The sequence below is a fragment of the Leisingera sp. ABM4_060 genome (genome assembly GCF_056158765.1).
In genome coordinates this window covers 1,785,762-1,807,658 of the sequence record NZ_JBSWTX010000001.1, presented here as the reverse complement: position 1 = coordinate 1,807,658, position 21,897 = coordinate 1,785,762, and the positions used below count along the sequence as shown (strand labels likewise).

Here is a 21,897-nt window from a genome sequence, read left to right as displayed (position 1 = left end):
ATCTGATGTAGCAACTGCAGCGAACGGCCGGTTGTCCCGCAGCCGTCTCATCGGAGCCAGGCGTTGAGTGTTTGCTATGCGCCGAATGCAGTAGCATAGTCAAAACAGAAGGCCCGCGGGGCTATCATCGAACAGGTTCGCCAACCGCACATACCTTTCCATTGACGTAACGGATGCGTGACCTGTCTGCCTCCGTATGGAGAGCTCCGAGGCTCCTGCCTTTATGGAGCTTGTTACGAAGCCAGCTCTCAGCGAATGCCCTGAGTAATTTACCGCATCAAGGCCGATACAGTCAGCATGCATTTTGACGATCTTTGCAACAGCCTCGGCCGATAAGCGGCGGTGCCTCAACTTTCCGTCTTTGTTGCATGAGCGGAACACGGGCCCCTGAAGCAGTTCGATTTCGCTGCACCAAGCGTCTAGGGCCTTGATTGGACAGTAGCGTGTCCGGCCATTGGGAATTGCGATCAACCTGCCAAAACCAGCTTGGTCAGTCTTGCTTCGCTTGATCGTTATCCTAAGCCCTGCCGGAAGCCAGACAATGTCCTCAAAATCTATTGCGACCAGCTCGGACCTGCGCAACCCTCCCGCAAAACCGATCATCAATAAGGCGGCGTCGCGTTTGCCGACGGTATTCCTCGGCAGGCTATCCAGGATTTCTCTTAGATGCTCGATTAAAAGGGGTTCCACAGCCCGTTGGGGTTTTCCGTGAACCCGGGCCAATCCTCGGACAGTAGAGGAAACTAGGCGGTTTTTAACAGGGTTTGGTGTGTGCCCCAGGGTTGAATGCAGGAACGAAAGAGAGCCCAGCTGCCGTCTTATGGTAGCGACCGTGCAATTGTTCGCACGGAAGGCAATGAACGCGGCAATCTCTTCGGGGGAAGATGGGATGGAACCGCCCCAGTTTAAAAAGTTTGCGATATCGGAACTGTAGGCCCGACGAGTATTCGACGAATAGGCCGCTTCAAGCAGGTTCTCAGGTCGAGTGATCTCCGTCGAGTTTTCCACTGGCAGCTCGGGTTTCTTTCCCATGAATTTGCCTCCGATAATGGAAGGTTATCGGAGGTAATCCCGCAGGGCTTCCGCGCGGCATTCGTTCAGATGATAAAACTCCTCCCGCAAGACTGCCATGGCATCTGAAACAGCGCTGTCCGGGATACCCCATCCAATCCCCGTAGCCCGTCGTTTCAGTTCGGAACCAAGCCGCCAATCGACGTGTCGGCGCAGCTGACTGCAATCGATCCGGAACACCAGCGCCCCAACAACCTTCGACCTCGACACCGAGCCGTCCATAGCCTGTGAGAGCAGAGTCTTCATACGGGGGGATCTGCTTGCGAACTTCCTGAAGCCGGTCAATCCAACCCTCGTATGCTGACCGAGCGCCCAAACCGGAAAAGGCGTTTCAACCTGAACTCTCATAAAGCCGTCGTCATTAACTTCTGATGGCAGGGGGAGCTTTGCTCCTGCCGCGAAGATCATAGGAGCAAGAATGGAGCCGGTACGTTGCAATCCCAGCCTAGCAGTTTCGTGGACAGCGTTGCTTACTGAGCCAAGGCTGCTTGCCTCGATGGCTTCCAGCCAATTCTGCTTATTGAGCCCAGTTGCTGGCATCTCTCCCGTGCAATCGGCATTCAGAGCCAAACGATTGGCCGCAAGTAGCACCTCACCATCTGGATGTGTTCGCTCAAGCGAAGCTACCAGGTCAGGTTCGTCTGCCAATGTTGCGCGGAGACCCGATTTTTGGCTAAGTCAATGTTTTATATTGGTAAGTAAAAGCATCGCGGATCATGGAAAAGAACTGCAAAAACCGATGGTAAGGATTGTGGATCCAGTGGTCCCCCGTTCAAGCCGGGGAGGCGGTACCATCCTTCCTCAGTTTCGCGTCTTGAAATGCAGCGCCTGGAACCCTCATTTGCGTGGCGTTCTGCAAAGACGCGCCTGCACTGCCAGGTGCGTAGCCGGGCTGGCAACCTCCCGCCCCCAGCATTGCCGGGGGCAAGGATCATCAGCAGCCAGCGGTGAGCGCAGCCAAATCAATGGGTTCTGACCGTGGCCGCTGCGTGTGCCGCAGCTCCGGGACGTCTTAGCCATCGCAGCGCGGCATAGATTCAAAGAACCCCGCAGGCAGCCATTTGGCGTTGACCAGATTGTCGTTCAGCTCCGGCATGTCCGGAACCACATTGTTGAACTCCAGCACCAGGACCCCGTCCGGCGTCACTTCGATTGCCTGACCCTGCTCGGGAATGGTGATCAGGCGGTTGCCATTGGGCAGCAATTGATGTTTGCCGCGGAACTCGGTTTTGAATGGCCCGTCAAATGCAGGCAGCGCATTCACCGTCCGGCGGCTCTCCGGGTCGACCGCAAAGATCGAGGAGCGCGGCCGGTACAGGCTGTTGTTGAACACCGCAATCCGCCCGTCCGGCTCGAAATCCGGGTCATGCGGCGTCATCCAGGGGCCGCTCTGATACCATTTGACCTCCCCCGCCGGGGAAATCACCACCACCAGGTTCATGGTGTGCAGCGACAGCATCAGATCGCCTGCCTCGAACATCGGAAAGGCCGGGGCCAGCTCCGGCGATAGCTCTTCGACATCATTGGGATGAAACAGATCCAGCGCCCCGTTCCCGTTCCGGAAGGGGAACTCCGGGAACATGGAAAACACCAGTGCCGACTCAGGCGAGCGGGCGATCACGTCCTTGTCGAAGCTGATGCGGCGCAGGTCCGCGCCGGTGTAGGGGTCGAATTCCAGAATGTCCTGGATCTGATCCCGCATCGAATGGCTGCCGTACCAGGTCCACAGGCCGCCTCCGGCCGAGGGTGAAAAGGAATGGTGGAACGTTCCCTGCCGGGTCCAATGCGCCTTGCCGCAGGGGTCAAGGCGGGCCATCAGGTCCAGCTTGTCGAAACTGACCACCACCGACCCGTCCGCCAGCACCTCCATCGCATGCGGGCTGTTCTGCCGGTGCTTCGCCCGCTCCGTCAGCGCCATTTCGTCGACCGGCCAGATGTGGACCAGGCTGCCGTCCGCCGCATGCAGGAACACCGAATAGGCCTTGCGCGTATTGTCCCAGGCCATCAGCGCATAGTGGCCGGCACCCATTGCCCGGGCCGGATCATGCAGCATGGCAGGCACGCGCGCGGCGCCCTCCGGCGCCGGATGCCGCCGCCCTTCGGCAACAAATTCGCCATAGACCAGGTAGGAACGGACGATCTGCGCCGCCTGCTTGACCTGCGCGTAAGGCCAGATCTTCTTGTCATAAATGTAAAAGCCGGCAAGGGCGCTGAACAGGGCCAGCAAAACCAGCCCTGAAAGCGCCGAAATAACTGCCGGAAGGCTGAGCCGTTTTCCCATGCATGTCCCCCGAATGCTAAAAGGTTCCCAGTTGCGTGATTTTAATGTATGGTTAACAAATGTTTTTTCTATCGCGAACTTGTTACGTTCAGCCCGCCACCGCCCTCAGCCGCCGCCGTCTGCCCCGCGCAAAGGCGTCCAAGGCTGTGCAGGCATCCACTCACAAAACAAGCTTGGCCCGCGCGCTGCACCGGCGCTTTAGGTGCCCCTGCGTGAAACTCGCGCCCGCTGCCTTGGCCATGCTGTGGCTGCCCTCGGCAGCCCAGGCCTATGTCGGTCCCGGTGCCGGGCTTGGCGTCCTTGCCGTGACCCTGGCGGTTGTGCTGGGCGTGTTCCTGATCCTGGCGGGCTTCCTGTGGTATCCGCTCAAGCGCCTGTTGGGCCGCAGCAAGAGCCCGGCCGGGCAGAACACCGCCGCAGCCCCCAAGGACGAGTGAAGGCCCGCCCGTGATTGAGGCCGCCGCAACCCTGCTTGTCGCGGCCGCAGGCGTGGCGGGATTTGCCGTGGTGCTGCTGCGCTCAGGCCTGATCCCCGTTGCCCGCAGCCTGACCGGAACCCTGTCCGACGGGGTCGGGGCAATGCTCGACAACAGTCTCGGCGACAGTGCCAAGGAGCAGGCGGTGCGCGCTGCGGGCCTGTCTCTGCTGGCCGGCGCCTGGAAGATCGCCTGGCGGTTCGCGGCGGCATTGGCTGCGGTGGCACTGCCCGTGCTGCTGGCCGATCTCGCCGGGCTGGTGCCCCAGGCCGACAGCCTTGCCATGCTGCTGCATCCCGGGTTCATCATCGCTGCCACGGCGCTGGCCTTTCTGGCCGCCTGGGCATCAAGCCGCCGTTCCCGCGCAGGGCGGTCCGCGGGGGAGGCCTCCACGCAGATCACCGATTCCGGCGCCTATGGCGCAGGCAGCAGAATGGTGCATGCGCTGGCCTTTTCCGGCCCCGGCACCCAGCGGGCGCTGGCAGCGCTTGACGACCGCCTGTTTGCCCGCCGCATCGCCGCCGTGCCGGACACCCCGCCCATCTTCATCACCTCGCTGGCCCGCGGCGGCACCACTGCGCTGCTCAACGCCCTGCACGGGCTGCCGCAGGCGGCGGCGCACCGCTATTGCGACATGCCCTTCATCAGCGCGCCGCTGCTGTGGTCGAAATGCGCAGGGTCCCGCAGCGGCCAGCCCGCGCGCGAACGGGCGCATGGCGACGGCATGACCATCAGCCTGCAAAGCCCCGAGGCCTTTGACGAGATCTTCTGGCGCCTGCACTGGCCGGAAAACTACCGGGGCAGCCGGATCGCCCTGTGGCAGGCTGCGGACCGCAAGCCGGAGGCCGAAGCTTTCTTCCGCCGCCATTTCCGCAAGATAATCGCGCTGCGCCATCCCGGCAGCACCGCCTCAGACCTGCGCTACCTGTCCAAGAACAACGCCAATATCGCCCGGCTTGGCCTGCTGCCGCAGATGTTTCCCGGCTGCGGCATCATCCTGGCGCTGCGCGAACCCGCCGCCCATGCCGCCTCGCTGCACCGCCAGCACATGAATTTCAGCCGCCTGCACACACAGGACGCCTTTGTGATGCGCTACATGCGCGACATCGGCCATCTTGAGTTCGGCGCCTTGCACCAGCCCTTCGGCTTTGACCCGGAAAGCCTGGCCGCCTGGCAGCCGGAAGATCCCAATTACTGGCTTGCCTATTGGATCGCCGCCTTTGGCCACAGCCGCCGCCATGCCGGGAACCTTCTGGTGGTGACTCAGTCCGGCATGCGGGCAGCACCCAATAGGGTGATACCGGCCCTGATGGACCGCCTGGCGCTGACCGAAGGCCGCAGCCGCGATTTCTCGGTTCATTTCCGTGCCACACCGGACCCGCAGCCGGCGGAGCTGTTCGACCCGGCCCTGCTGCTGCAGGCACAGGGCGTCTACGCCGAACTGGCTGCCGGCGCCCTCGGGTCCTGACCCCAAGCTGATGCTCTTCTTTGCGACTAGCCGGGCTAGCGGCCCGGGCTTACTCCGACGCGCCGGTTGCGGTGGTCGTGGTGGTGCCTGTGCTGTTGTCGTCATCGGCGACGACCACCAGAAACAGCGCCCCCGCGGCAACCCCGGCCGCAGCGCCCGCGGACAGCCCGGTTGCAGGCAGGCTTTGCCCGGTGACCTGGGTCAATGCCTCAGCGCCCGGCGCCTGGCAGGTGACTTGCAGGGAGCCGTCCGGCAGGTAGCTGGCAGAGATCGGCGTGCCCGCGCCGCAGGCCAGCCTGCGCTGGGCTTCGTCAAGCGCCGGGTTCGCTGCCTGGCCAAAGGCTGCCTGACCAGAAAGGGTAAGCGGAATAATCAGGAATGCGCGCTGCAAGATACTGGAATACATGGAAAAACAGCCTTATGCTTGGGAACAGGTTCAGGTTAGTTAACGTCCGCGCATCGGGCAATACGGCGATAGGGCAAAAGGCGCTGATCCGCGGGATGCCGCTCAGGCGCCATGCGGCCCGCCCTCCGCGCGGCCAGGTCAATTTGAAGGGTACTGAAATGTTCAATACAGCCATCAAGTGTTTGACTGCAGGGGTTTCTTGCCTGGGGCTGGCCGCCGCGCCGGCCTTGGCGCAGGCGCCGGGCGCCATTGTCTATACGGTTGTGGTGCCGTCCGGGGAATTCGGCTCGGCGGCGTTTCTTTCGCAGCTGCTGGGAACCCTGGCCGCTGCCAAGGCCTTCTGCCGTGCCACCGGTGATTCGGCGCTGCAGGTGGATTGCCTCTCCGAACGGCTGGAGACCGCGGCGGCGGGTATCCCCGGCGGCACCGACTATGACGAGGTGCGGGGCGTGCTGCAGGACACCTCCGGCCGGCTGAAACGGCTGGCCCGCCAGAACCGGGATCCCGGGCGCGGCCGGGTCACCGTCACCAGCTCAGCCAACCCGTCCGAGCGCACCAGCAGGCCGCTCACCCCGGTCAGCGCCGCTGCGCAGGCCGAGGTGAACCGGCAAGCGGTGCTGATCCTGGAAGAAGCGGCGACAATCCTGCTGCGCAGCGCGGAAACGGCGCAGGAGCGGCAGAACCAATATGCCCAGATCGCCGAGGCGATCGATTCCAACAAGGTGCTGCTCCGGTCCTGAGCCGCCGGATCACTGTTTGATCTGGATGTCCTGACGCAGCGCGCCGCTCTCGCGGTCGAAAATCAGGATGCGGTTGTCCCGGCTGACCACCGCAATCCAGTCGCTGCCCAGGGTGACCGCTTCGGCCTCGATGCCGGCGGGCAGGGCGATTTCCGCGGGCAGGGGGGCATCACCCGCTTGCAGGCGGATGACAAGCAGCGAGATTATCACTACAAGCCCGCCAATCATCACCACGGTCAGCGTGGTCACCAGCCGCCGCAGGAACCGGATCTGCGGCGGTTCCACATTGGTTTCGGTCTCGGAAGGATCAGTCATGGGCAGCCGCCGGATTGAGTTTGTCATCGCGGAAAACCCGCCTAAGCGGCTTGATAAAGCGGTTTCGCGCGATGTGCCAGAGGCGGCGTCGCTGTCGCGCACCCGGCTGGCGCGGCTGATCGAGGAGGGCGCGCTGACGGTGGACGGCGCCGTGGTGCAGGATGCCAAGGCCCGGGTCGAGGCCGGGGCTCAGATCGCCATCGTGGTGGAAGAGGCTGAAGACAGCCACATCGGCCCCGAGGACATCCCGCTGGACATCATCTTTGAAGACGACGACCTGATCGTCATCAACAAGCCTGCGGGCATGGTGGTGCATCCGGCGCCAGGCTCGCCCTCGGGCACTTTGGTGAACGCGCTGCTGCATCACTTCGGCGGCAATCTGTCGGGCGTCGGCGGGGTCAAACGCCCCGGTATCGTGCACCGCATCGACAAGGAGACCAGCGGCCTCCTGGTGGTGGCCAAATCCGACGCCGCCCACCAGGGGCTGGCCACGCAGTTCGAAAAACACACGGTCGAGCGCTACTACCAGGCCGTCTGCTACGGTGTGCCGGACGGCAACGATCCGCGCCTGCGCGGCGTCAGGGGCGCCAGTTTCGAGCCCGGCAACATTCTCAAGCTCACCACCCAGCTGGCCCGCCACAAGACCGACCGGCAAAAACAGGCGGTGCTGTTCCAGGGCGGCCGCCACGCGGTGACCCGCGCCCGCATCTGCGAGGGGTTTGGCAATCCCGCCTGCGCCGCGCTGATCGAATGCTGGCTGGAAACCGGCCGCACCCATCAGATCCGGGTGCATATGGCCCATGCCGGCCACAGTCTGATCGGCGATCCCACCTACGGCGGCCGCCGCAAGCTGCCCGCCAAGGCGCTGAGCGAGGCCGCGCAGGCCGCGGTGCGCGCGTTCCCGCGCCAGGCGCTGCATGCGGCGGTGCTGGGGTTTGAACACCCGGTCAGCGGCGAAAACCTGCGCTTCGAGGCGCCGCTGCCGCAGGATATGGCGGATTTGCTGGCAGTTTTACGCCAGTAAATTACCAGCAAATAGGCGTGTTCTCCCCTGTGATGCAATTCACAGACGGTCCGCACCCAGCTAACATAGAAGAATTCCTTAAGCGGTCCTTGAAAAGGGCTTAGCGCTATCACATATGCGCTGATGTTAAGTCCTTATACATTTTGGGAGGGACACTTTATATGGCGAATTATGCAAACCTGCCTGCTCCGACGCCCGAAGGCGGCCTGAACCGGTACCTGCAGGAAATCCGCAAGTTTCCGCTCTTGGAGCCGGAAGAGGAATACATGCTGGCCAAGCGCTGGGTCGAGGAGCAGGACGCGCAGTCCGCCCACAAGATGGTGACCTCCCATCTGCGGCTCGCGGCCAAGATCGCCATGGGCTACCGCGGCTACGGCTTGCCGCAGGCCGAAGTGATCTCTGAGGCCAACGTCGGTCTGATGCAGGCGGTGAAACGCTTTGACCCGGAAAAGGGCTTCCGCCTGGCAACCTATGCCATGTGGTGGATCCGCGCCTCGATCCAGGAATACATCCTGCGCTCCTGGTCGCTGGTCAAGCTCGGCACCACCTCGGCGCAGAAAAAGCTGTTCTTCAACCTGCGCAAGGCGAAGGCCCGCATCGGCGCGCTGGAGGAGGGCGACCTGCGCCCCGAGAACGTTGCGCAGATTGCTCACGACCTGGGCGTGACCGAGGACGAGGTGATCTCGATGAACCGCCGTATGTCCGGCGGCGATGCTTCGCTGAATGCCACCGTCGGCTCCGAGGGCGAGGGCACCATGCAATGGCAGGACTGGCTCGAGGATGAAGATGCCGACCAGGCCGGCGATTACGAGGCCCGGGATGAGCTGGAGGCCCGCCGCGAGCTGCTGACTGCTGCGCTGGACGTGCTGAACGACCGCGAGAAGGATATTCTGACCCAGCGCCGTCTGATGGATCAGGCAGTGACGCTGGAAGAGCTCAGCACGCAGTATAATGTCAGCCGCGAACGCATCCGCCAGATCGAAGTGCGGGCGTTTGAAAAGCTACAGAAGAAGATGCGCGAGCTGGCAATGGAAAAAGGCATGCTGACCGGCGCCTGATCCGGCGGCCATGCGAAGGAATGAAAGGCGGTGCTGGGCACCGCCTTTTTTGTCATCTGGCAATGATGCTGGCTTTACGGCAGTGCTTCTGCCGTAATGTTTCGCGCGCGAAACATTGGGTCAGCGGTACTGACCTGAAAGGCTGGCGGATGCTGGCGGAAAACCTGTCTGGCACGGGCCTGGCAAATCGCTGGGTGCGCGGCGGGATAGGGGGCTGGCAGAAACGCTGGCACGGTCGCTTTAGCGCGGCTGGCTGAAATCACTCTGGGTGCTGGCGATGCTAGCTGTCTGGCTGTCCCGAAGGAGGGCTGGATCGCTGGCTGCTTGCGGCCTGGTGATTCTGGCTTGCTTGCAATTTCTGTATTCTGTTTATGCGGCCTGCGGGTGCAGGTCAATGGAAAATGTAATGAAATCAAATAGTTGATAGATTTACTCGGATATTACCGCCATGCCGGGCTGGCCAGGGCGCCGGCGCGGGATTAAACTCAGGTCTCTGGCACAGGAGGAGGAGCCATGGCAGGCGGCTGGGCGCAGGACGGCGCGGTGAATGAACAGATCGAAGCCTCGATCAATGACGAGCTGGCGCGGATGAAGGCGCAGAAACGCCCGGTGGGCGAAAGCCTCACCCATTGCGCCGAATGCGAGGAACCCATTCCGGAGAAACGCCGCATTGCTCTTCCCGGCGTCAAGCTCTGCATCGACTGCCAGCAGGAACGCGACGGCGCCCAGCAGGCGCGCGGCGGCATCAACCGGCGCGGCTCCAAGGACAGCCAGCTGAAATGACACGGGCCTAGCAGCCTCTGAATCGTCTTCCCCGCATCCCCTTTGGCTGCTATATCGGGCGCCGGGCGCACAGGCGATGGCGTCGCTGGAGAGCGGTTTGCTCTCGCCCGAAACCCACGCTCCTGTACGCCGGGACTTTCAATCGGGAGATTGAAGGCCCCGCCTTGTCTCCCAGAAAATGAGGAGGCATCCATGGCCTGGTCGCCGGAAAAAACCGAAGTCAAAAGCTGGAATGAATGGGACACGCTGCGCCATGTGATCGTGGGCCGCGCCGACGATTGCCACATCCCGCCGGAAGAGCCCGCGCTGGATGCCAAGGTGCCGGAAGACAGCGACATGCGCGGCCAGTGGGGCCGCCGCCCGCAGGAAACCATCGACCGCGCCAATGAACTGCTGGACAATTTCGCCGATCAGCTGCGCGGCCGCGGCATCCGGGTCGACCGCCCGGTCTCGATCGACCATGCGCAGCCTGTCACCACGCCGGACTTCCACACCGACAGCCAGTTCGGCTGCATGCCGCCGCGGGATGTGCTGCTGACCGTCGGCCATGAGATGCTGGAAGCGACCATGTCCTACCGCTGCCGCTGGTTCGAGTACCTGAACTACCGCCCGCTCTTGAAGCAGTATTGGGAGGAAGATCCGAACTTCCGCCACGAGGCTGCGCCCAAGCCGCGGCTGACGGATGCGGATTACCACCCGGATTACCTGAGCGACAAGATCGGCGAGGCCAAGCGGCTGGAGTGGGCGGCAGAGAAGTTCTTTGTCACCACCGAGGAAGAACCCTTGTTTGACGCGGCTGATGTGCTGCGCTTTGGCAAGGACCTGGTGGTGCAGCACGGCTTTACCACCAACCTCAAAGGTATCGAGTGGCTGCGACGCCACTTCCCGGACCACCGCGTGCACACGGTGAACTTCCCGGGTGATCCGTACCCGATCCACATCGACGCCACCTTCACGCCGCTCAGGCCCGGGCTGATCCTGAACAACCCGCAGCGCCGCCTGCCGGAGGAGCAGCGCGAGATGTTCAACAAGAACGGCTGGGACATCGTCGACGCAGCACAGCCCGCCCACAACACCCCGCCGCCGCTGTGCTATTCCTCCACCTGGCTGTCGATGAACGTGCTGGTGCTGGACCCCAAGACCGTCTGTGTGGAGAAATCCGAGGTCTATCAGGCCGAGCAGATGGACAAGCTGGGCATGGAAGTGGTCGAGGTCGAACTTCGCGACGCCTATGCCTTTGGCGGCGGCCTGCACTGCTGCACCGCGGATGTTTACCGCGACGGCGATTGTGAGGACTACTTCCCGCATCAGTAAGGCCCGTTAGGCCCCCCCCCGCGCCGTTTCCCGGCGCGGGAAACGGCTAGGAAAACACGTGTTTTCCTAGCCGGAATTTTCGCAAAATTCCGGCTGCCCGGCGAGAGCCATCCGCAGAACATATTGCGGGCCGACGATCCCATGCGTGTTGATGCCGCCGGTGTCCTCAAATCCGCCCCTGCGGTAGCAGCGGATGGCGCCAAGGTTCTGCATGTTGACCGTCAGCACAACCGCGCACCGGCCCGGATAGTGCGCAGGCAGATAGGCTTTCAGAGCGGCCACCGCAGCCGTGGCATAGCCTTTGCCCTGGTTCTCGCGATCAATCATGAATGCGCGCAGGCCCAGCTCATCCGCTGCGGCAAAGCTGTAAGTCTCATGATACAGCCGGTCGATCTTGAAGAAGCCCACCGCGCGGGAGCCGTCGAGGATGGCATGGAAATCCACGCCGTCCTCGTTGTCTGCAAACGCCTGCGCCACGGTCCCGGAGTAGCGGACCTGATCCGGTTCCACCTGGATATGGGAGACCAGATCAAACTCGCTGCGGGCAATGGGGCGCAGGGAGAGAGGCATCAGTCCTCCATCGCTTCCAGTTCATCAATGAAGCCGGAGATCATGGAGAGGCCCTTGTCCCAGAACTTGGGGTCGGTGGCATCCAGGCCGAAGGGGGCCAGCAGTTCCTTGTGGTGCTTGGAGCCGCCTGCCTTGAGCATCTCGAAATACTTGTCCTCGAAGCCCTCTCCGCCTTCCGCGTAAACCGAGTAGAGCGCGTTCACCAACCCGTCTCCGAAGGCATAGGCGTAGACGTAGAAGGGCGAGTGCACGAAGTGGGGGATATAGGCCCAGAAAGTCTCGTAGCCTTCCATGTACTCGAAGGCTTCGCCCAGCAATTCTGCCTGCACCGACATCCAGATGGCGTTGATGTCATCCGGGGTCAGCTCGCCCTCGGCGCGGGCGGCGTGCAGCTTGCATTCGAAGTCGTAGAAAGCGATCTGGCGCACAACCGTGTTGATCATGTCCTCGACCTTGCCCGCAAGCAGGACCTTGCGCTGTTCCTTGGTTTCAGCGTTATCGAGCATCTTGCGGAAGGTGAGCATCTCGCCGAACACGGACGCGGTTTCCGCCAGGGTCAGCGGGGTGGAGGAGAGCATTTCGCCCTGTTCCGCGGCCAGCACCTGGTGCACGCCATGGCCCAGCTCATGCGCCAGCGTCATCACATCGCGCGGTTTGCCCAGGTAGTTCAGCATCACATAGGGATGCACGTTGGTGACAGTGGGGTGGGCAAAGGCGCCGGGTGCCTTGCCGGGTTTCACGCCCGCATCAATCCAGCCATCCGAGAAGAACGGCGCCGCGATCTCACCCATGCGGGGATCAAAGGCGTTGTAGGCGTCCATCACCGTCTTTTCGGCGTCTGCCCAACTGACCACCGAGGTGTCCTCCAGCGGCAGCGGCGCGTTGCGGTCCCAGACCTGCATTACGTCCAGCCCCAGCCATTTGCGCTTCAGCTCATAATAGCGGTGGCTCAGTTTGGGGTAGGCGGCAACCACCGCCTCGCGCAGCGCCTCGACCACTTCGGGCTCCACATCGTTGGAGAGGTGGCGGCCGGTCTGCGGGCTGGGCATGCCGCGCCAGCGGTCGATGATTTCCTTTTCCTTGGCTTGCGTGTTGTGGACGCGGGCAAAGGTCTTGATGTTGTCGGCAAACACCCGCGCCAGCTCGCGCGCTGCGGCCTCGCGTTTGCTGCGGTCCTGTTCGGTCAGCAGGTTCAGAGTGCCTTCGATGTTCAGCTCTTCGCCGTTCACGGTGAAGGTCAGGCCCGCAATGGTCTCGTCAAACAGCTTCTCCCAGGCGTCGCCGACGATGCCGAGGTCGTGCATGAATTTCTCCAGCTCGTCCGACAGCTGGTAGGGTTTCATGGCGCGGATGCGGCGGAACACGCTGTCATAGCGCGCCAGCTCTGTATTGGCGGCCAGATGCGCGTCCATCACGCTGTCTTCGATCCGGTTCAGCTCCAGCGTGAAGAACACCAGCGGGGTGGTGGCGATGGTGACCTTTTCCTGGCAATCGGACAGGAAGGCGGCGCGGTCTGCGTCGGTGGTCAGCTGGTAATAGCGCAGGCCCGCAAAGGACATGACGCGGCCGGCGATATTGTTGATCTTCTCGTTGCGCTGCACGCAGGTCAGCAGGCCATCTGCGTCCAGATCCGCCAGCTTGCCCTCGTAATCGGCGGCGAAGGCGGCGCATTCCTCATGCAGCCAGTCCAGGTCGCGGGCCAGTTCGGGGGCGTCCTCAGACGCGTAAAGATCGCTGAGGTCCCATTCCGGCAGATTGCCAAGGCCATCGGAACCGGCAGTGGCGTTTGCGTCGCGGACGGGGAAGGGAAGCTGGAACATGGGGGCTCCTGTCATGAAAAATGCGTTGACCCAACATCTAAGGGCGGGCTTCAGGGATCACAAGCCGAGGGCCGCGGAACCGGGAGAGAATGACAGATGCGGGTAAGAGCAGGGTAAACGGTGCGTACACTGTTCAGGCAACGGGGATCAGCGGCTGTACTGCTCAAACAGGCGGCACATGCGGGAAAATACATGGGCGCGGATTTCCGGGGTTTCCATCATCACCTCGTGCTGGCCGCCTTTGACCACGTCCAGCTCGCCGCCGGGCCAGCGGGTCATGCGGTCGTGGATGGCGTCCGTGTTGACGATCTGCTCTTCAGAGCCAAGGAAGGTGATGCAGGGCAGGGCGGGCGAGGGCTGCTGCGCCAGCCAGGCGCATTCCTGCAGGCTGACGCGCAGCCATTGGATGGTGGGGCCGCCAAGCGCCAGATCGGGCTGCGCCGCGAGCTGGGCATGCATCATCATATACATCTCCGCGTCCGTGGTCAGCGTGTTGCCCTCAAACGGGGTGATCTGCACATATTGCTCCAACGCGGTGGTCGGCAGCAGCATCTCTTCCATCCGCAGATAGGGGGCGATGCTGCCCAGGAAGCTGGCAAAGGGGCGCAGCAGGGCCGGGATCTGGATGCCCCACATCGGACCGGTAAAGCAGCAGGCCCTGACGTCCAGCCCTTGCATCGCCGCCCGCAATCCAATGGCGCCGCCCATGGAATGGCCGGTCAGGAACCATGGTTTCGGCAGCTCCAGCTGTTCTGCCAGCCGGATGAGAGCCGCGACGTCTTTCTGAAAATCGGTGAACTCTTCCACATGGCCCAGCCGGCGCTCGTCCAGCATCCGGTCGGCCAGCCCCTGGCCGCGCCAGTCGACGGTTAGGGTGGCAAAGCCCCGGGAGGCGAATTCACCCGCCGCAAGCCCGTATTTCTCGATATATTCGGTACGCCCCGGGAACAGCAGGACCGTGCCCTTTGCCTCCCCCGCCGGGCGCCAGTGGCCCGCGCGGATGCGCAGGCCGTCTGATGTCTGCACCCAATGGGCCGCCCCGCCGGCCGGGCCTTGCGCAATATCCGCATACAGCGGCGCAGGCTGCAGTTCGGCCAGGGCGCCGTCCATCAGGCCAGGACCGACGCGAGTTTCATGGCGGTGCCCATGTCGCCATCCACCGACAGCTTGCCGGACATGAAGGCGGAGGTCGGGTTCAAATCGCCCTCAAGGATCGACTGGAATGTGTCGGCGTCGGCTTTCAGCGTCACATCGGTTTCTTCATCGCTGACCCGCACGCCGTCGGCATCCAGCACGATGGCGCCCAGGCCTTCGATTTCGAATTTTGCGGAAGCGTCAAACGCGCCTGCCTCCAGCTTTGCGCCCAGTGCTTCAGCCGCCTGTGCCAGAATATCGCTCATATCAGGTCCTCAATCGGTTTTGCGCGCTTATAGCACAAAGCTGTGAATTATCTGCAGCCCATACTGGAAAATGCAGCGCGCGGGATTACACTGAGGGCATCATGATGGCAAATCACCCAAAGCTCAAAGCTATCGTGGCGGCAACGGCGGCCACAGTCATGTTTTCCCTGCCCGGGCAGATTTTTGCGCAGGTTTTGTCTGCCGAGAGTTTGTTGCAGGATCTGGCTTTGTCGGAGGCGCCCGAGGCTGCGGCGATTGACCGCGAGCTGCAGGCGTTGTGGGCCAAAAGCGGCTCGCCCTCGATGGATCTGCTGCTGCGGCGCGGCACCGATGCGATGGAGCGCGGCGATTTGCAGGCCGCGGCTGAGCATCTGACCGCGCTGACCGATCACGCACCGGAGTTTGCCCGCGGCTGGTATGAGCGCGCGCGCACCTATTTTGCAATGGGGCTCTATGGCCCTTCGGTGGCTGATTTGGAACGGGCCTTGGCCTTGAACCCGAATGACTACAACGCCATCTATGCGCTGGGCGTGCTGTGGGAGCAGTTCCGGAACCCTGAACGGGCCTATCAGGCCTACCAGCGTGCCAAGGCTATACATCCGCACCACGAGGAAGTAAGCAGCGCCCTCGAACGATTGAGGCCCTTGGCTGAGGGTAAGGAACTGTAAGCCCCGGCGGGGCGGGGGCGGACATCATGGCAAGCGCATCGCGGATCGTGGCCGTTCTGGGCCCGACCAATACCGGCAAAACCCACTATGCCATCGAACGGATGCTGGGCTACCGCACCGGCGTCATGGGCTTCCCGCTGCGCCTTTTGGCGCGCGAGGTCTATGATAAGGTGGTGGCTGCCCGCGGGCCATCCGTTGTGGCGCTGGTTACGGGCGAAGAACGGATCGTGCCGCCCCGCGCGCAATACTGGATCTGCACCGTCGAGGCGATGCCCGAGGGCATGGGATGCGATTTTCTGGCCATTGACGAGATCCAGCTGTGCGCCGACCCGGAGCGCGGCCATGTCTTCACGGACCGGCTGCTGCGTGCCCGCGGCACTTCGGAAACCCTGTTCCTGGGTGCGGACACCATGCGCGGGCCGATCTCGGCACTGGTTCCAGGCGTTGAATTCGTGCGCCGCGAGCGGATGTCCGATTTGGCCTATGCAGGTTCGAAAAAGATAAGCAGGTTGCCGCCAAGAACGGCAATCGTCGGGTTTTCGGTTGATAATGTCTACGCGATTGCCGAGCTGATCCGCCGCCAGAAGGGCGGCGCGGCGGTGGTGATGGGGGCGCTCAGCCCGCGCACCCGCAATGCGCAGGTGGAGCTTTATCAGAACGGCGAGGTCGACTATCTGGTGGCCACCGACGCCATCGGCATGGGGCTGAACCTGGACATCGACCATGTGGCGTTTTCCTCGACGCGCAAGTTCGACGGCCGCCGGATGCGCGACCTGGCCGCCAATGAGCTGGCGCAGATCGCAGGCCGTGCCGGCCGCGGCATGAGCCACGGCACCTTTGGCGTTACCGGCGACGCGCGCCCCCTGGATGAGGGCACGGCATCGGCGATCATGAACCACCAGTTCACGCCGTTGAAAAAGCTGAACTGGCGCTCGGCCAACCTGCAGTTCGGCACGGTTGAGGCGCTGATCCATTCGCTCGAATCAAGCCCTTTGGACGAGAACCTGATCAAGGCGCGCGAAGCGGACGACCTGGGCGCGCTGAAAATGCTGTCGCGCGAATCCGCGGTGATCTCGCGCACCACCAACGCGCAATCGGTGCGCCTGTTGTGGGATGTCTGCCGGATTCCCGATTTCCGCGGCATCTCGCACGGTGAACATGCCTCGCTTCTGGGGGTGATTTTCGAGCATCTGCACGGCGGCGGAGTGGTCCCGGACGATTGGATGGCTCGCCAGATCAAGCGAATTGACCGCACCGACGGCAACATCGACACATTGTCGAAAAGATTGGCATTTATCCGCACGTGGACATATGTCGCGCAAAGGAATGGCTGGCTTCGTGACGAAAGCCATTGGCGCGGGGAAACCCGCGCTGTAGAAGACAGGTTGTCAGATGCGCTGCACGAGCGCTTGACTCAGAGATTTGTGGACCGGCGCACATCCGTGCTTTTGCGCCGGCTCAAGCAGAAGGAGGCCCTTTTGGCCGAAGTGAATGACAAGGGTGAAGTGACGGTCGAAGGAGAATTCGTCGGCCGTCTCGAGGGGTTCCGGTTCAGCCCGGACAAGAGCGCGCAAGGCACCGAGGCAAAGGCTCTCAAGGCGGCCTCGCTGCAGGCTTTGGCGCCGCAATTCCATCTGCGTGCGGACCGGTTCTATAACGCGCCCGATACCGAGATCGATTTTACCGAGCAGGGCGGCCTGATGTGGGGCGAGCATGCGGTGGGCAAGCTGGTGGCCGGCGCGGATGCGCTGAACCCGCAGATCGAGGTGTTTGTGGATGACGCCGCAGGCCCGGACGTCGCCCAGAAGGTCGAACGCCGCCTGCTGCATTTCATCACCCGCAAGATCAACGCGCTGTTCGAGCCGCTGTTGAATCTGCAAAAAGACGAAGAGCTGACCGGCCTGGCGCGCGGCTTTGCCTTCCGCATGGTCGAGAACCTCGGTGTGCTGCCGCGTGCCAGCGTTGCACAAGAGGTGAAGGATCTGGATCAGGACGCCCGCGGCGCGCTGCGCAAGCATGGTATCCGCTTTGGCCAGTTCACCATCTTCATGCCGCTGCTGCTGAAGCCCGCGCCGACCCGTCTGCGCCTGGTTCTGTGGTCGCTGGCCAATGGCCTGCAGGAGTTTCCCGAGGCGCCGCCCCCGGGCCTGGTCACCGTGCCGTCGGTCAAGACTGCGGCGGAGGGTTATGACACTATGTCCGGCTACCGTGCGGCAGGCGAGCGGATGATCCGCATCGACATGCTGGAGCGCCTGGCCGACATGCTGCGGGCTGAGGACAGCCGCGGCGGCTTTGAAGCCAAGGCTGACATGCTGTCGATCACCGGCATGACGCTGGAGCAGTTTGCCGATCTGATGCAGGGCCTGGGCTACAAGGCTGAGAAGGGCGAGCGCCAGAAGGTGAAGCCGGTGGCGGCTGAGCCGGAAGCGAAGCCCGCGGAAGCAGCCGAAGAAGCTCCCGCGGCGGAAGAGGCTGCGGCTGACGCACCTGCAGCGGAAGCTGCCGCAGAGGCAGCGGCGGAGGCGCCTGCTGAAGACGCGGCTGCCGAAGCTCCGGCAACTGAAGCCGAAGCCGCGCCCGCGGAAGAAGCAGCAGAAGCCAAATCCGAAGCCCCCGCTGATGCGGAACCGGAAATGGAAGTGTTCTTCACTTTCACCTGGGGCGGCAACCGCGGCGGACGCCAGGGCGGCGGCCAGCGCCAGCAGAACCGCCGTCCCCAGGGCGACGGCAAGCCTGGCGGCAAGGGCAAACCGCGCGGCGCCAAGGGCGGCGACCGCGACGGCGGCCGCGGCAAGCCGGGCCGCAAGGGCGGTCCGCGCCAGGACCAGGGGGCCAAGACCTATTCCTCGCGCCCCGCGAAGAAGGAAAAGCAGATCGATCCGGACAACCCCTTTGCCGCTGCGCTGATGGGGCTGAAACAGGGCGACTGACCCGGCCATGACCGGTGGGGCGCCCAAGATCCGCATCGACAAGTGGCTGTGGCATGCGCGGTTTTTCAAGACCCGCAGCCTGGCCGCAAAACAGGTCAGTGCGGGCCATGTGCGCCTCAATGGCAGCAAGGCACTGAAACCGGCTCAGAACGTCGCCCCCGGCGACGTTCTGACCTTCGCTCAAGGCAAAGTGATCCGCGTGGTGCGGGTCGAGGCCATCGGCGAGCGCCGCGGCCCGGCGCCGGAAGCACAGGGGCTGTACTTCGATATGACGGAAAAGCAGGAAAATGTTCCAGCCAACCCGAAATTCGAGGGAAAAGGCCGCCCGGACAAAAAAGCCCGCAGGGCGCTTGATCTTAAGCGCAATGAGGGTACCCTTTGACGGCTTGAAGACTTTGCCCGACTGGATTAGCTAGGCGCCAAACGCAAGACGGGACTCGGTACAATGACCTATGTGGTGACGGACAACTGCATCGCCTGCAAATACACCGACTGTGTCGAGGTATGCCCGGTGGACTGCTTCTATGAGGGCGAGAACACCCTGGTGATTCACCCCGACGAATGCATCGACTGCGGCGTCTGCGAACCGGAATGCCCGGCCGATGCGATCCGCCCGGACACTGAGCCGGACATGGACAAATGGGTCGAGTTCAACCGCAAATATGCTGAACTGTGGCCGGTGATCGTCTCCAAGAAGGACCCGATGCCGGGCTACGAGGAGCGCGACGGCGAAGAGGGCAAGCTGGAGAAGTATTTCTCCGAGGCGCCCGGCGAGGGGGGCTGATTCTCTTCCTCACGCGGCAATGCCGTATTTGTGCGGAAAACCGCCGTAATCTCAGGGGTTTTTACGAACCCTTGCAAGCAGGCCGCCTTTCGGGCGGCCCTTTTTTATGGTATACTTAACAGACAATAGACATAAACAATCGGAGTCCGCCCCCGGCGCACGCCTTGAGCAGTGCGTGTCTTGGGCGGTATTTCTGCGGAGATAATGTCCTGGGGGCTGGTCACGATCCACTGACCGGAACCGGGCGTTTTTTTCGCCAAAAACGCCGGAGCCGCCCGGCTGATGAGTGAGGAAGAACCTGTATGACCAAGTCGAAGAAGCTCGAATTCCGCCCCAATGATTACGTGGTCTACCCGGCGCATGGCGTTGGCCAGATCATCTCGATCGAGGAGCAGGAAGTGGCCGGCTTTGCGCTGGAGCTTTTCGTGATCACCTTCGAAAAGGACAAGATGACCCTGCGGGTGCCGACCAACAAGGCCACCGAAGTGGGCATGCGCTCCTTGAGCTCGCCGGACGTGATTGCCCAGGCGATGAAAACGCTGAAAGGCAAGGCCAAGGTGAAGCGCGCCATGTGGTCGCGCCGCGCCCAGGAGTATGAGCAGAAGATCAACTCCGGCGACCTGATCTCGATCGCCGAAGTGGTCCGCGATCTGCACCGCACCGACGATCAGCGCGAGCAGAGCTACTCCGAGCGCCAGCTCTATGAAGCAGCGCTGGAGCGGCTGACCCGCGAAGTGGCTGCTGTGTCCGGCAACGACGAGATTGCCGCAGCCAAGCAGGTGGACGAGGTGCTGACCTCCCGCGCCGCCTGATCTGCCGGAGCATTGTTTGGAAAGGCCGTGCCTCCAGGGGCGCGGCCTTTTCCGTTGCGGGTGGCCTGGCTCAGGCGCAGATGGCCAGCATCGTAAGAAGGCCCGCGATCTCAGCCACTTGCTGCGAGGCGCCCAGGATGTCTCCGGTCTGGCCGCCGATTTTGGCTTTGGCCAGCAGGCCCAGGCCCAGGGCGGCAGCACCCATCGCCAGCGCGGTGGCAAGGGCTGCAGGGCCAAGCAGCGGCAGCGACAGGGCAAGGGCCAGCAGGGCGGCCAGCCCGCAGGGCAGGGTGCCGGGGCGGCCGACGGTCTGCGACAGGCCGGCACTGCGGGCATTGGGCAGCGCTGCCATCAGCGCGGGCATCGCCGCGCGGCTCAGCATCGCCAGCGGCAGCAAGACCCAAGGGCCTGCAACCGGGAGCAATGCGGCAAGCGCGCTCCAACGCAGGCCGAACCCCAGGACCAGCGCAATCACCCCATAGGCGCCGATGCGGCTGTCCTTCATGATCTCCAGCCGCCGCGCGCGGGTGAAACCGCCCCACAACCCGTCCGCCGTGTCTGCCAGCCCGTCCTCATGCATGGCGCCGGTCAGCATCACTTGCACCGCCAGTGCCAGCCCCGCAGCCACGGGAGCCGGCAGCCCCAGGGACAGCGCCAGGGAAGCCAGCAGAGCCGCCGGCAGCGCCACCGCCAGACCCGCGAGCGGAAAGGCCCAGGCAGCCTTGGCCTGACGCTGGAAGGCGTCAGAAGGCAAGTGCGGCAGCGGCAGCCGGGTCAGCAGGACCAGTGCCAAAGCTACGTCTTTTGCCTGAATGTCGTTTTTTCGCATCTGCGGGCCTATTGGAGGGCTTGCGGCGTTGGGGCCAGCGGGTAAACAGTCTGAAACCCGCTTTATCCGCGTCACCCACTCAGATGCAACGAGGCAATGCCATGCTGCCACAGCTTTCCTCCCTTGATGATTTCCGCGCCGCACTGTCTGGCGCGCCTGCGCAGGACCAGGCGGCGCTGGATGCTGCCGCGGCGCGCAACACGCAGCTGACCAAGCCGCCGGGGGCGCTGGGGCGGCTGGAGGATCTGGCAATCTGGTACGGCGGCTGGCGCCGCAGCGGCCGGCCGGAGATCACTGCACCGCAGGTGATCGTCTTTGCCGGCAATCACGGGGTGACGGCACAGGGGGTCTCGGCCTTCCCGGCGGAAGTGACTGCGCAGATGGTGATCAACTTCGAGCATGGCGGCGCGGCGATCAACCAATTGGCCAGACTGGCCGGCGCCCGCATGGATGTGCATGCGCTGGAGCTGGACCGGCCCACGGCCGATTTCACCCAAGGACCGGCGATGAGCGAGGAAGAGCTGCTGACAGCGCTGCAGGCTGGCTGGTCGGCAGTGGATCCCAGCGCCGACCTTCTGGTGGTTGGCGAAATGGGCATTGGCAACACCACTCCGGCAGCAGCTCTGGCCTGTGCGCTTTATGGCGGCGATGCGGGGGAATGGACCGGCCGCGGCACCGGTGTCGATGATGCGGGCCTGGCCAACAAGACCCGCGTGGTGGCCGAAGGCCTCGCCCTTCATAAAGAGACGATCAAGGACGGGCTTGACGCCCTGGTCTGTCTCGGCGGGCGCGAGATTGCCGCCATGGCGGGCGCCATTGCCGCGGCGCGGATCCTGCATATTCCGGTTATCCTGGACGGTTTCATCTGCTGTGCGGCGGCCGCGTGCCTGGCGCATACGGCAGACGGGGCGCTGGACCACACGGTTGCAGGCCACCAAAGCGCTGAGGGTGCCCATCCTGCGCTGCTGCAGAAACTGGGCAAACAGCCGCTGCTGTCGCTGGGCCTGCGGCTGGGCGAAGCCTCTGGCGCGGCGCTGGCCATTCAGGTTCTGAAGGGCGCCGTTGCCTGCCACAGCGGCATGGCCACCTTTGCCGAGGCCGGGGTGACTGACGGCTGACCTGCAGCCGGCCAGGCTGCTGAAACCAAG

General features: G+C 63.3%; 23 protein-coding genes. 13 read left to right on the top strand and 10 right to left on the bottom strand.

The window, feature by feature from the left end; translation table 11 throughout:
* Positions 1 to 99: 99 nt before the first annotated feature.
* The 3 genes from ACXAEH_RS08945 to ACXAEH_RS08935 all read right to left on the bottom strand — a co-directional run bounded on the left by ACXAEH_RS08945 (position 100) and on the right by ACXAEH_RS08935 (position 3,352).
* Positions 100 to 1,032, bottom strand: coding sequence for a tyrosine-type recombinase/integrase (locus ACXAEH_RS08945; RefSeq protein ID WP_475032120.1), 933 nt, complete (start codon positions 1,030 to 1,032; stop codon positions 100 to 102).
* 24 nt (positions 1,033 to 1,056) lie between these two features.
* Positions 1,057 to 1,719 carry a hypothetical protein gene (locus ACXAEH_RS08940; protein ID WP_475032119.1) on the bottom strand — a complete coding sequence of 221 codons (663 nt, stop codon included), beginning with the start codon at positions 1,717 to 1,719 and terminating at the stop codon, positions 1,057 to 1,059.
* Positions 1,720 to 2,083: 364 nt separating this feature from the next.
* The gene (locus ACXAEH_RS08935) at positions 2,084 to 3,352 is read right to left on the bottom strand and encodes an arylsulfotransferase family protein (protein WP_475032117.1); all 1,269 of its coding nucleotides are present in this window, start codon (positions 3,350 to 3,352) and stop codon (positions 2,084 to 2,086) included.
* A 212-nt stretch (positions 3,353 to 3,564) separates the two neighbouring features.
* Between ACXAEH_RS08935 and ACXAEH_RS08930 the strand changes: the two genes are divergently transcribed.
* Positions 3,565 to 3,789, top strand: a complete 225-nt coding sequence (locus ACXAEH_RS08930; protein WP_475032115.1) for a hypothetical protein — start codon at positions 3,565 to 3,567, stop codon at positions 3,787 to 3,789.
* Between the two features lie 10 nt (positions 3,790 to 3,799).
* Positions 3,800 to 5,296 carry a sulfotransferase gene (locus ACXAEH_RS08925; protein ID WP_475032114.1) on the top strand — a complete coding sequence of 499 codons (1,497 nt, stop codon included), beginning with the start codon at positions 3,800 to 3,802 and terminating at the stop codon, positions 5,294 to 5,296.
* 49 nt (positions 5,297 to 5,345) lie between these two features.
* Here ACXAEH_RS08925 and ACXAEH_RS08920 read toward each other — a convergent pair whose 3' ends face one another.
* Entirely contained in the window at positions 5,346 to 5,702 is a 357-nt protein-coding gene (locus tag ACXAEH_RS08920) for a hypothetical protein (protein WP_475032112.1), read from the bottom strand.
* Between the two features lie 158 nt (positions 5,703 to 5,860).
* On the opposite strand from ACXAEH_RS08920, the gene ACXAEH_RS08915 reads away from it, so the two are divergent.
* Positions 5,861 to 6,442, top strand: a complete 582-nt coding sequence (locus ACXAEH_RS08915; protein WP_475032110.1) for a hypothetical protein — start codon at positions 5,861 to 5,863, stop codon at positions 6,440 to 6,442.
* A gap of 9 nt (positions 6,443 to 6,451) precedes the next feature.
* Here the strand turns inward: ACXAEH_RS08915 and ACXAEH_RS08910 are convergent, their stop codons facing one another.
* Positions 6,452 to 6,757, bottom strand: a complete 306-nt coding sequence (locus tag ACXAEH_RS08910) for a DUF6476 family protein (RefSeq protein ID WP_475032108.1) — start codon at positions 6,755 to 6,757, stop codon at positions 6,452 to 6,454.
* Here ACXAEH_RS08910 and ACXAEH_RS08905 point away from each other — a divergent pair.
* The 4 genes from ACXAEH_RS08905 (at position 6,756) to ACXAEH_RS08890 (ending at position 10,936) form a co-directional block, all read left to right on the top strand.
* Positions 6,756 to 7,781 (top strand): RluA family pseudouridine synthase, encoded by a 1,026-nt coding sequence (locus ACXAEH_RS08905; protein WP_475032106.1) that lies wholly within the window; start codon positions 6,756 to 6,758, stop codon positions 7,779 to 7,781. The genes ACXAEH_RS08910 and ACXAEH_RS08905 overlap by 2 nt on opposite strands.
* Positions 7,782 to 7,942: 161 nt before the next feature.
* Positions 7,943 to 8,839 (top strand): RNA polymerase sigma factor RpoH, encoded by an 897-nt coding sequence (gene rpoH, locus ACXAEH_RS08900; protein WP_475032105.1) that lies wholly within the window; start codon positions 7,943 to 7,945, stop codon positions 8,837 to 8,839.
* 513 nt (positions 8,840 to 9,352) lie between these two features.
* Entirely contained in the window at positions 9,353 to 9,622 is a 270-nt protein-coding gene (locus tag ACXAEH_RS08895; protein WP_475032103.1) for a DksA/TraR family C4-type zinc finger protein, read from the top strand.
* 192 nt (positions 9,623 to 9,814) lie between these two features.
* Positions 9,815 to 10,936, top strand: coding sequence for a serine/threonine protein kinase (locus tag ACXAEH_RS08890; RefSeq protein WP_475032101.1), 1,122 nt, complete (start codon positions 9,815 to 9,817; stop codon positions 10,934 to 10,936).
* A gap of 66 nt (positions 10,937 to 11,002) precedes the next feature.
* On the opposite strand, the gene ACXAEH_RS08885 is transcribed toward ACXAEH_RS08890, so the two are convergent.
* From ACXAEH_RS08885 to ACXAEH_RS08870, 4 genes are all read right to left on the bottom strand, one after another.
* A complete protein-coding gene (locus tag ACXAEH_RS08885; RefSeq protein WP_475032099.1) occupies positions 11,003 to 11,506 on the bottom strand; it encodes a GNAT family N-acetyltransferase in 504 nt (167 codons plus the stop codon).
* The gene (locus ACXAEH_RS08880) at positions 11,506 to 13,326 is read right to left on the bottom strand and encodes a M3 family oligoendopeptidase (protein ID WP_475032096.1); all 1,821 of its coding nucleotides are present in this window, start codon (positions 13,324 to 13,326) and stop codon (positions 11,506 to 11,508) included. Before ACXAEH_RS08880 ends, ACXAEH_RS08885 begins: the two co-directional genes overlap by 1 nt.
* A 147-nt stretch (positions 13,327 to 13,473) precedes the next feature.
* A complete protein-coding gene (locus ACXAEH_RS08875; protein ID WP_475032094.1) occupies positions 13,474 to 14,436 on the bottom strand; it encodes an alpha/beta fold hydrolase in 963 nt (320 codons plus the stop codon).
* The gene (locus ACXAEH_RS08870; RefSeq protein WP_475032092.1) at positions 14,436 to 14,726 is read right to left on the bottom strand and encodes an SCP2 sterol-binding domain-containing protein; all 291 of its coding nucleotides are present in this window, start codon (positions 14,724 to 14,726) and stop codon (positions 14,436 to 14,438) included. Before ACXAEH_RS08870 ends, ACXAEH_RS08875 begins: the two co-directional genes overlap by 1 nt.
* Positions 14,727 to 14,827: 101 nt before the next feature.
* Here ACXAEH_RS08870 and ACXAEH_RS08865 point away from each other — a divergent pair, with 101 nt between their 5' ends.
* The 5 genes from ACXAEH_RS08865 (at position 14,828) to ACXAEH_RS08845 (ending at position 19,920) form a co-directional block, all read left to right on the top strand.
* Positions 14,828 to 15,394, top strand: coding sequence for a tetratricopeptide repeat protein (locus ACXAEH_RS08865; RefSeq protein ID WP_475032091.1), 567 nt, complete (start codon positions 14,828 to 14,830; stop codon positions 15,392 to 15,394).
* Between the two features lie 26 nt (positions 15,395 to 15,420).
* On the top strand, positions 15,421 to 18,324 hold the full coding sequence (locus tag ACXAEH_RS08860) for a helicase-related protein (protein WP_475032090.1): 2,904 nt from the start codon (positions 15,421 to 15,423) through the stop codon (positions 18,322 to 18,324).
* A 7-nt stretch (positions 18,325 to 18,331) separates the two neighbouring features.
* Positions 18,332 to 18,706, top strand: a complete 375-nt coding sequence (locus tag ACXAEH_RS08855) for an RNA-binding S4 domain-containing protein (RefSeq protein ID WP_475032089.1) — start codon at positions 18,332 to 18,334, stop codon at positions 18,704 to 18,706.
* Between the two features lie 63 nt (positions 18,707 to 18,769).
* Positions 18,770 to 19,108, top strand: coding sequence for a ferredoxin FdxA (fdxA, locus tag ACXAEH_RS08850; protein WP_475032088.1), 339 nt, complete (start codon positions 18,770 to 18,772; stop codon positions 19,106 to 19,108).
* Between the two features lie 302 nt (positions 19,109 to 19,410).
* Positions 19,411 to 19,920, top strand: coding sequence for a CarD family transcriptional regulator (locus ACXAEH_RS08845; protein ID WP_019294694.1), 510 nt, complete (start codon positions 19,411 to 19,413; stop codon positions 19,918 to 19,920).
* Between the two features lie 70 nt (positions 19,921 to 19,990).
* Here the strand turns inward: ACXAEH_RS08845 and cobS are convergent, their stop codons facing one another.
* Complete coding sequence (cobS, locus tag ACXAEH_RS08840; RefSeq protein WP_475032087.1) at positions 19,991 to 20,749, bottom strand: adenosylcobinamide-GDP ribazoletransferase; 759 nt, start codon at positions 20,747 to 20,749, stop codon at positions 19,991 to 19,993.
* A gap of 101 nt (positions 20,750 to 20,850) precedes the next feature.
* Between cobS and cobT the strand changes: the two genes are divergently transcribed.
* Entirely contained in the window at positions 20,851 to 21,867 is a 1,017-nt protein-coding gene (gene cobT, locus ACXAEH_RS08835) for a nicotinate-nucleotide--dimethylbenzimidazole phosphoribosyltransferase (protein WP_475032086.1), read from the top strand.
* Positions 21,868 to 21,897: the final 30 nt, after the last annotated feature.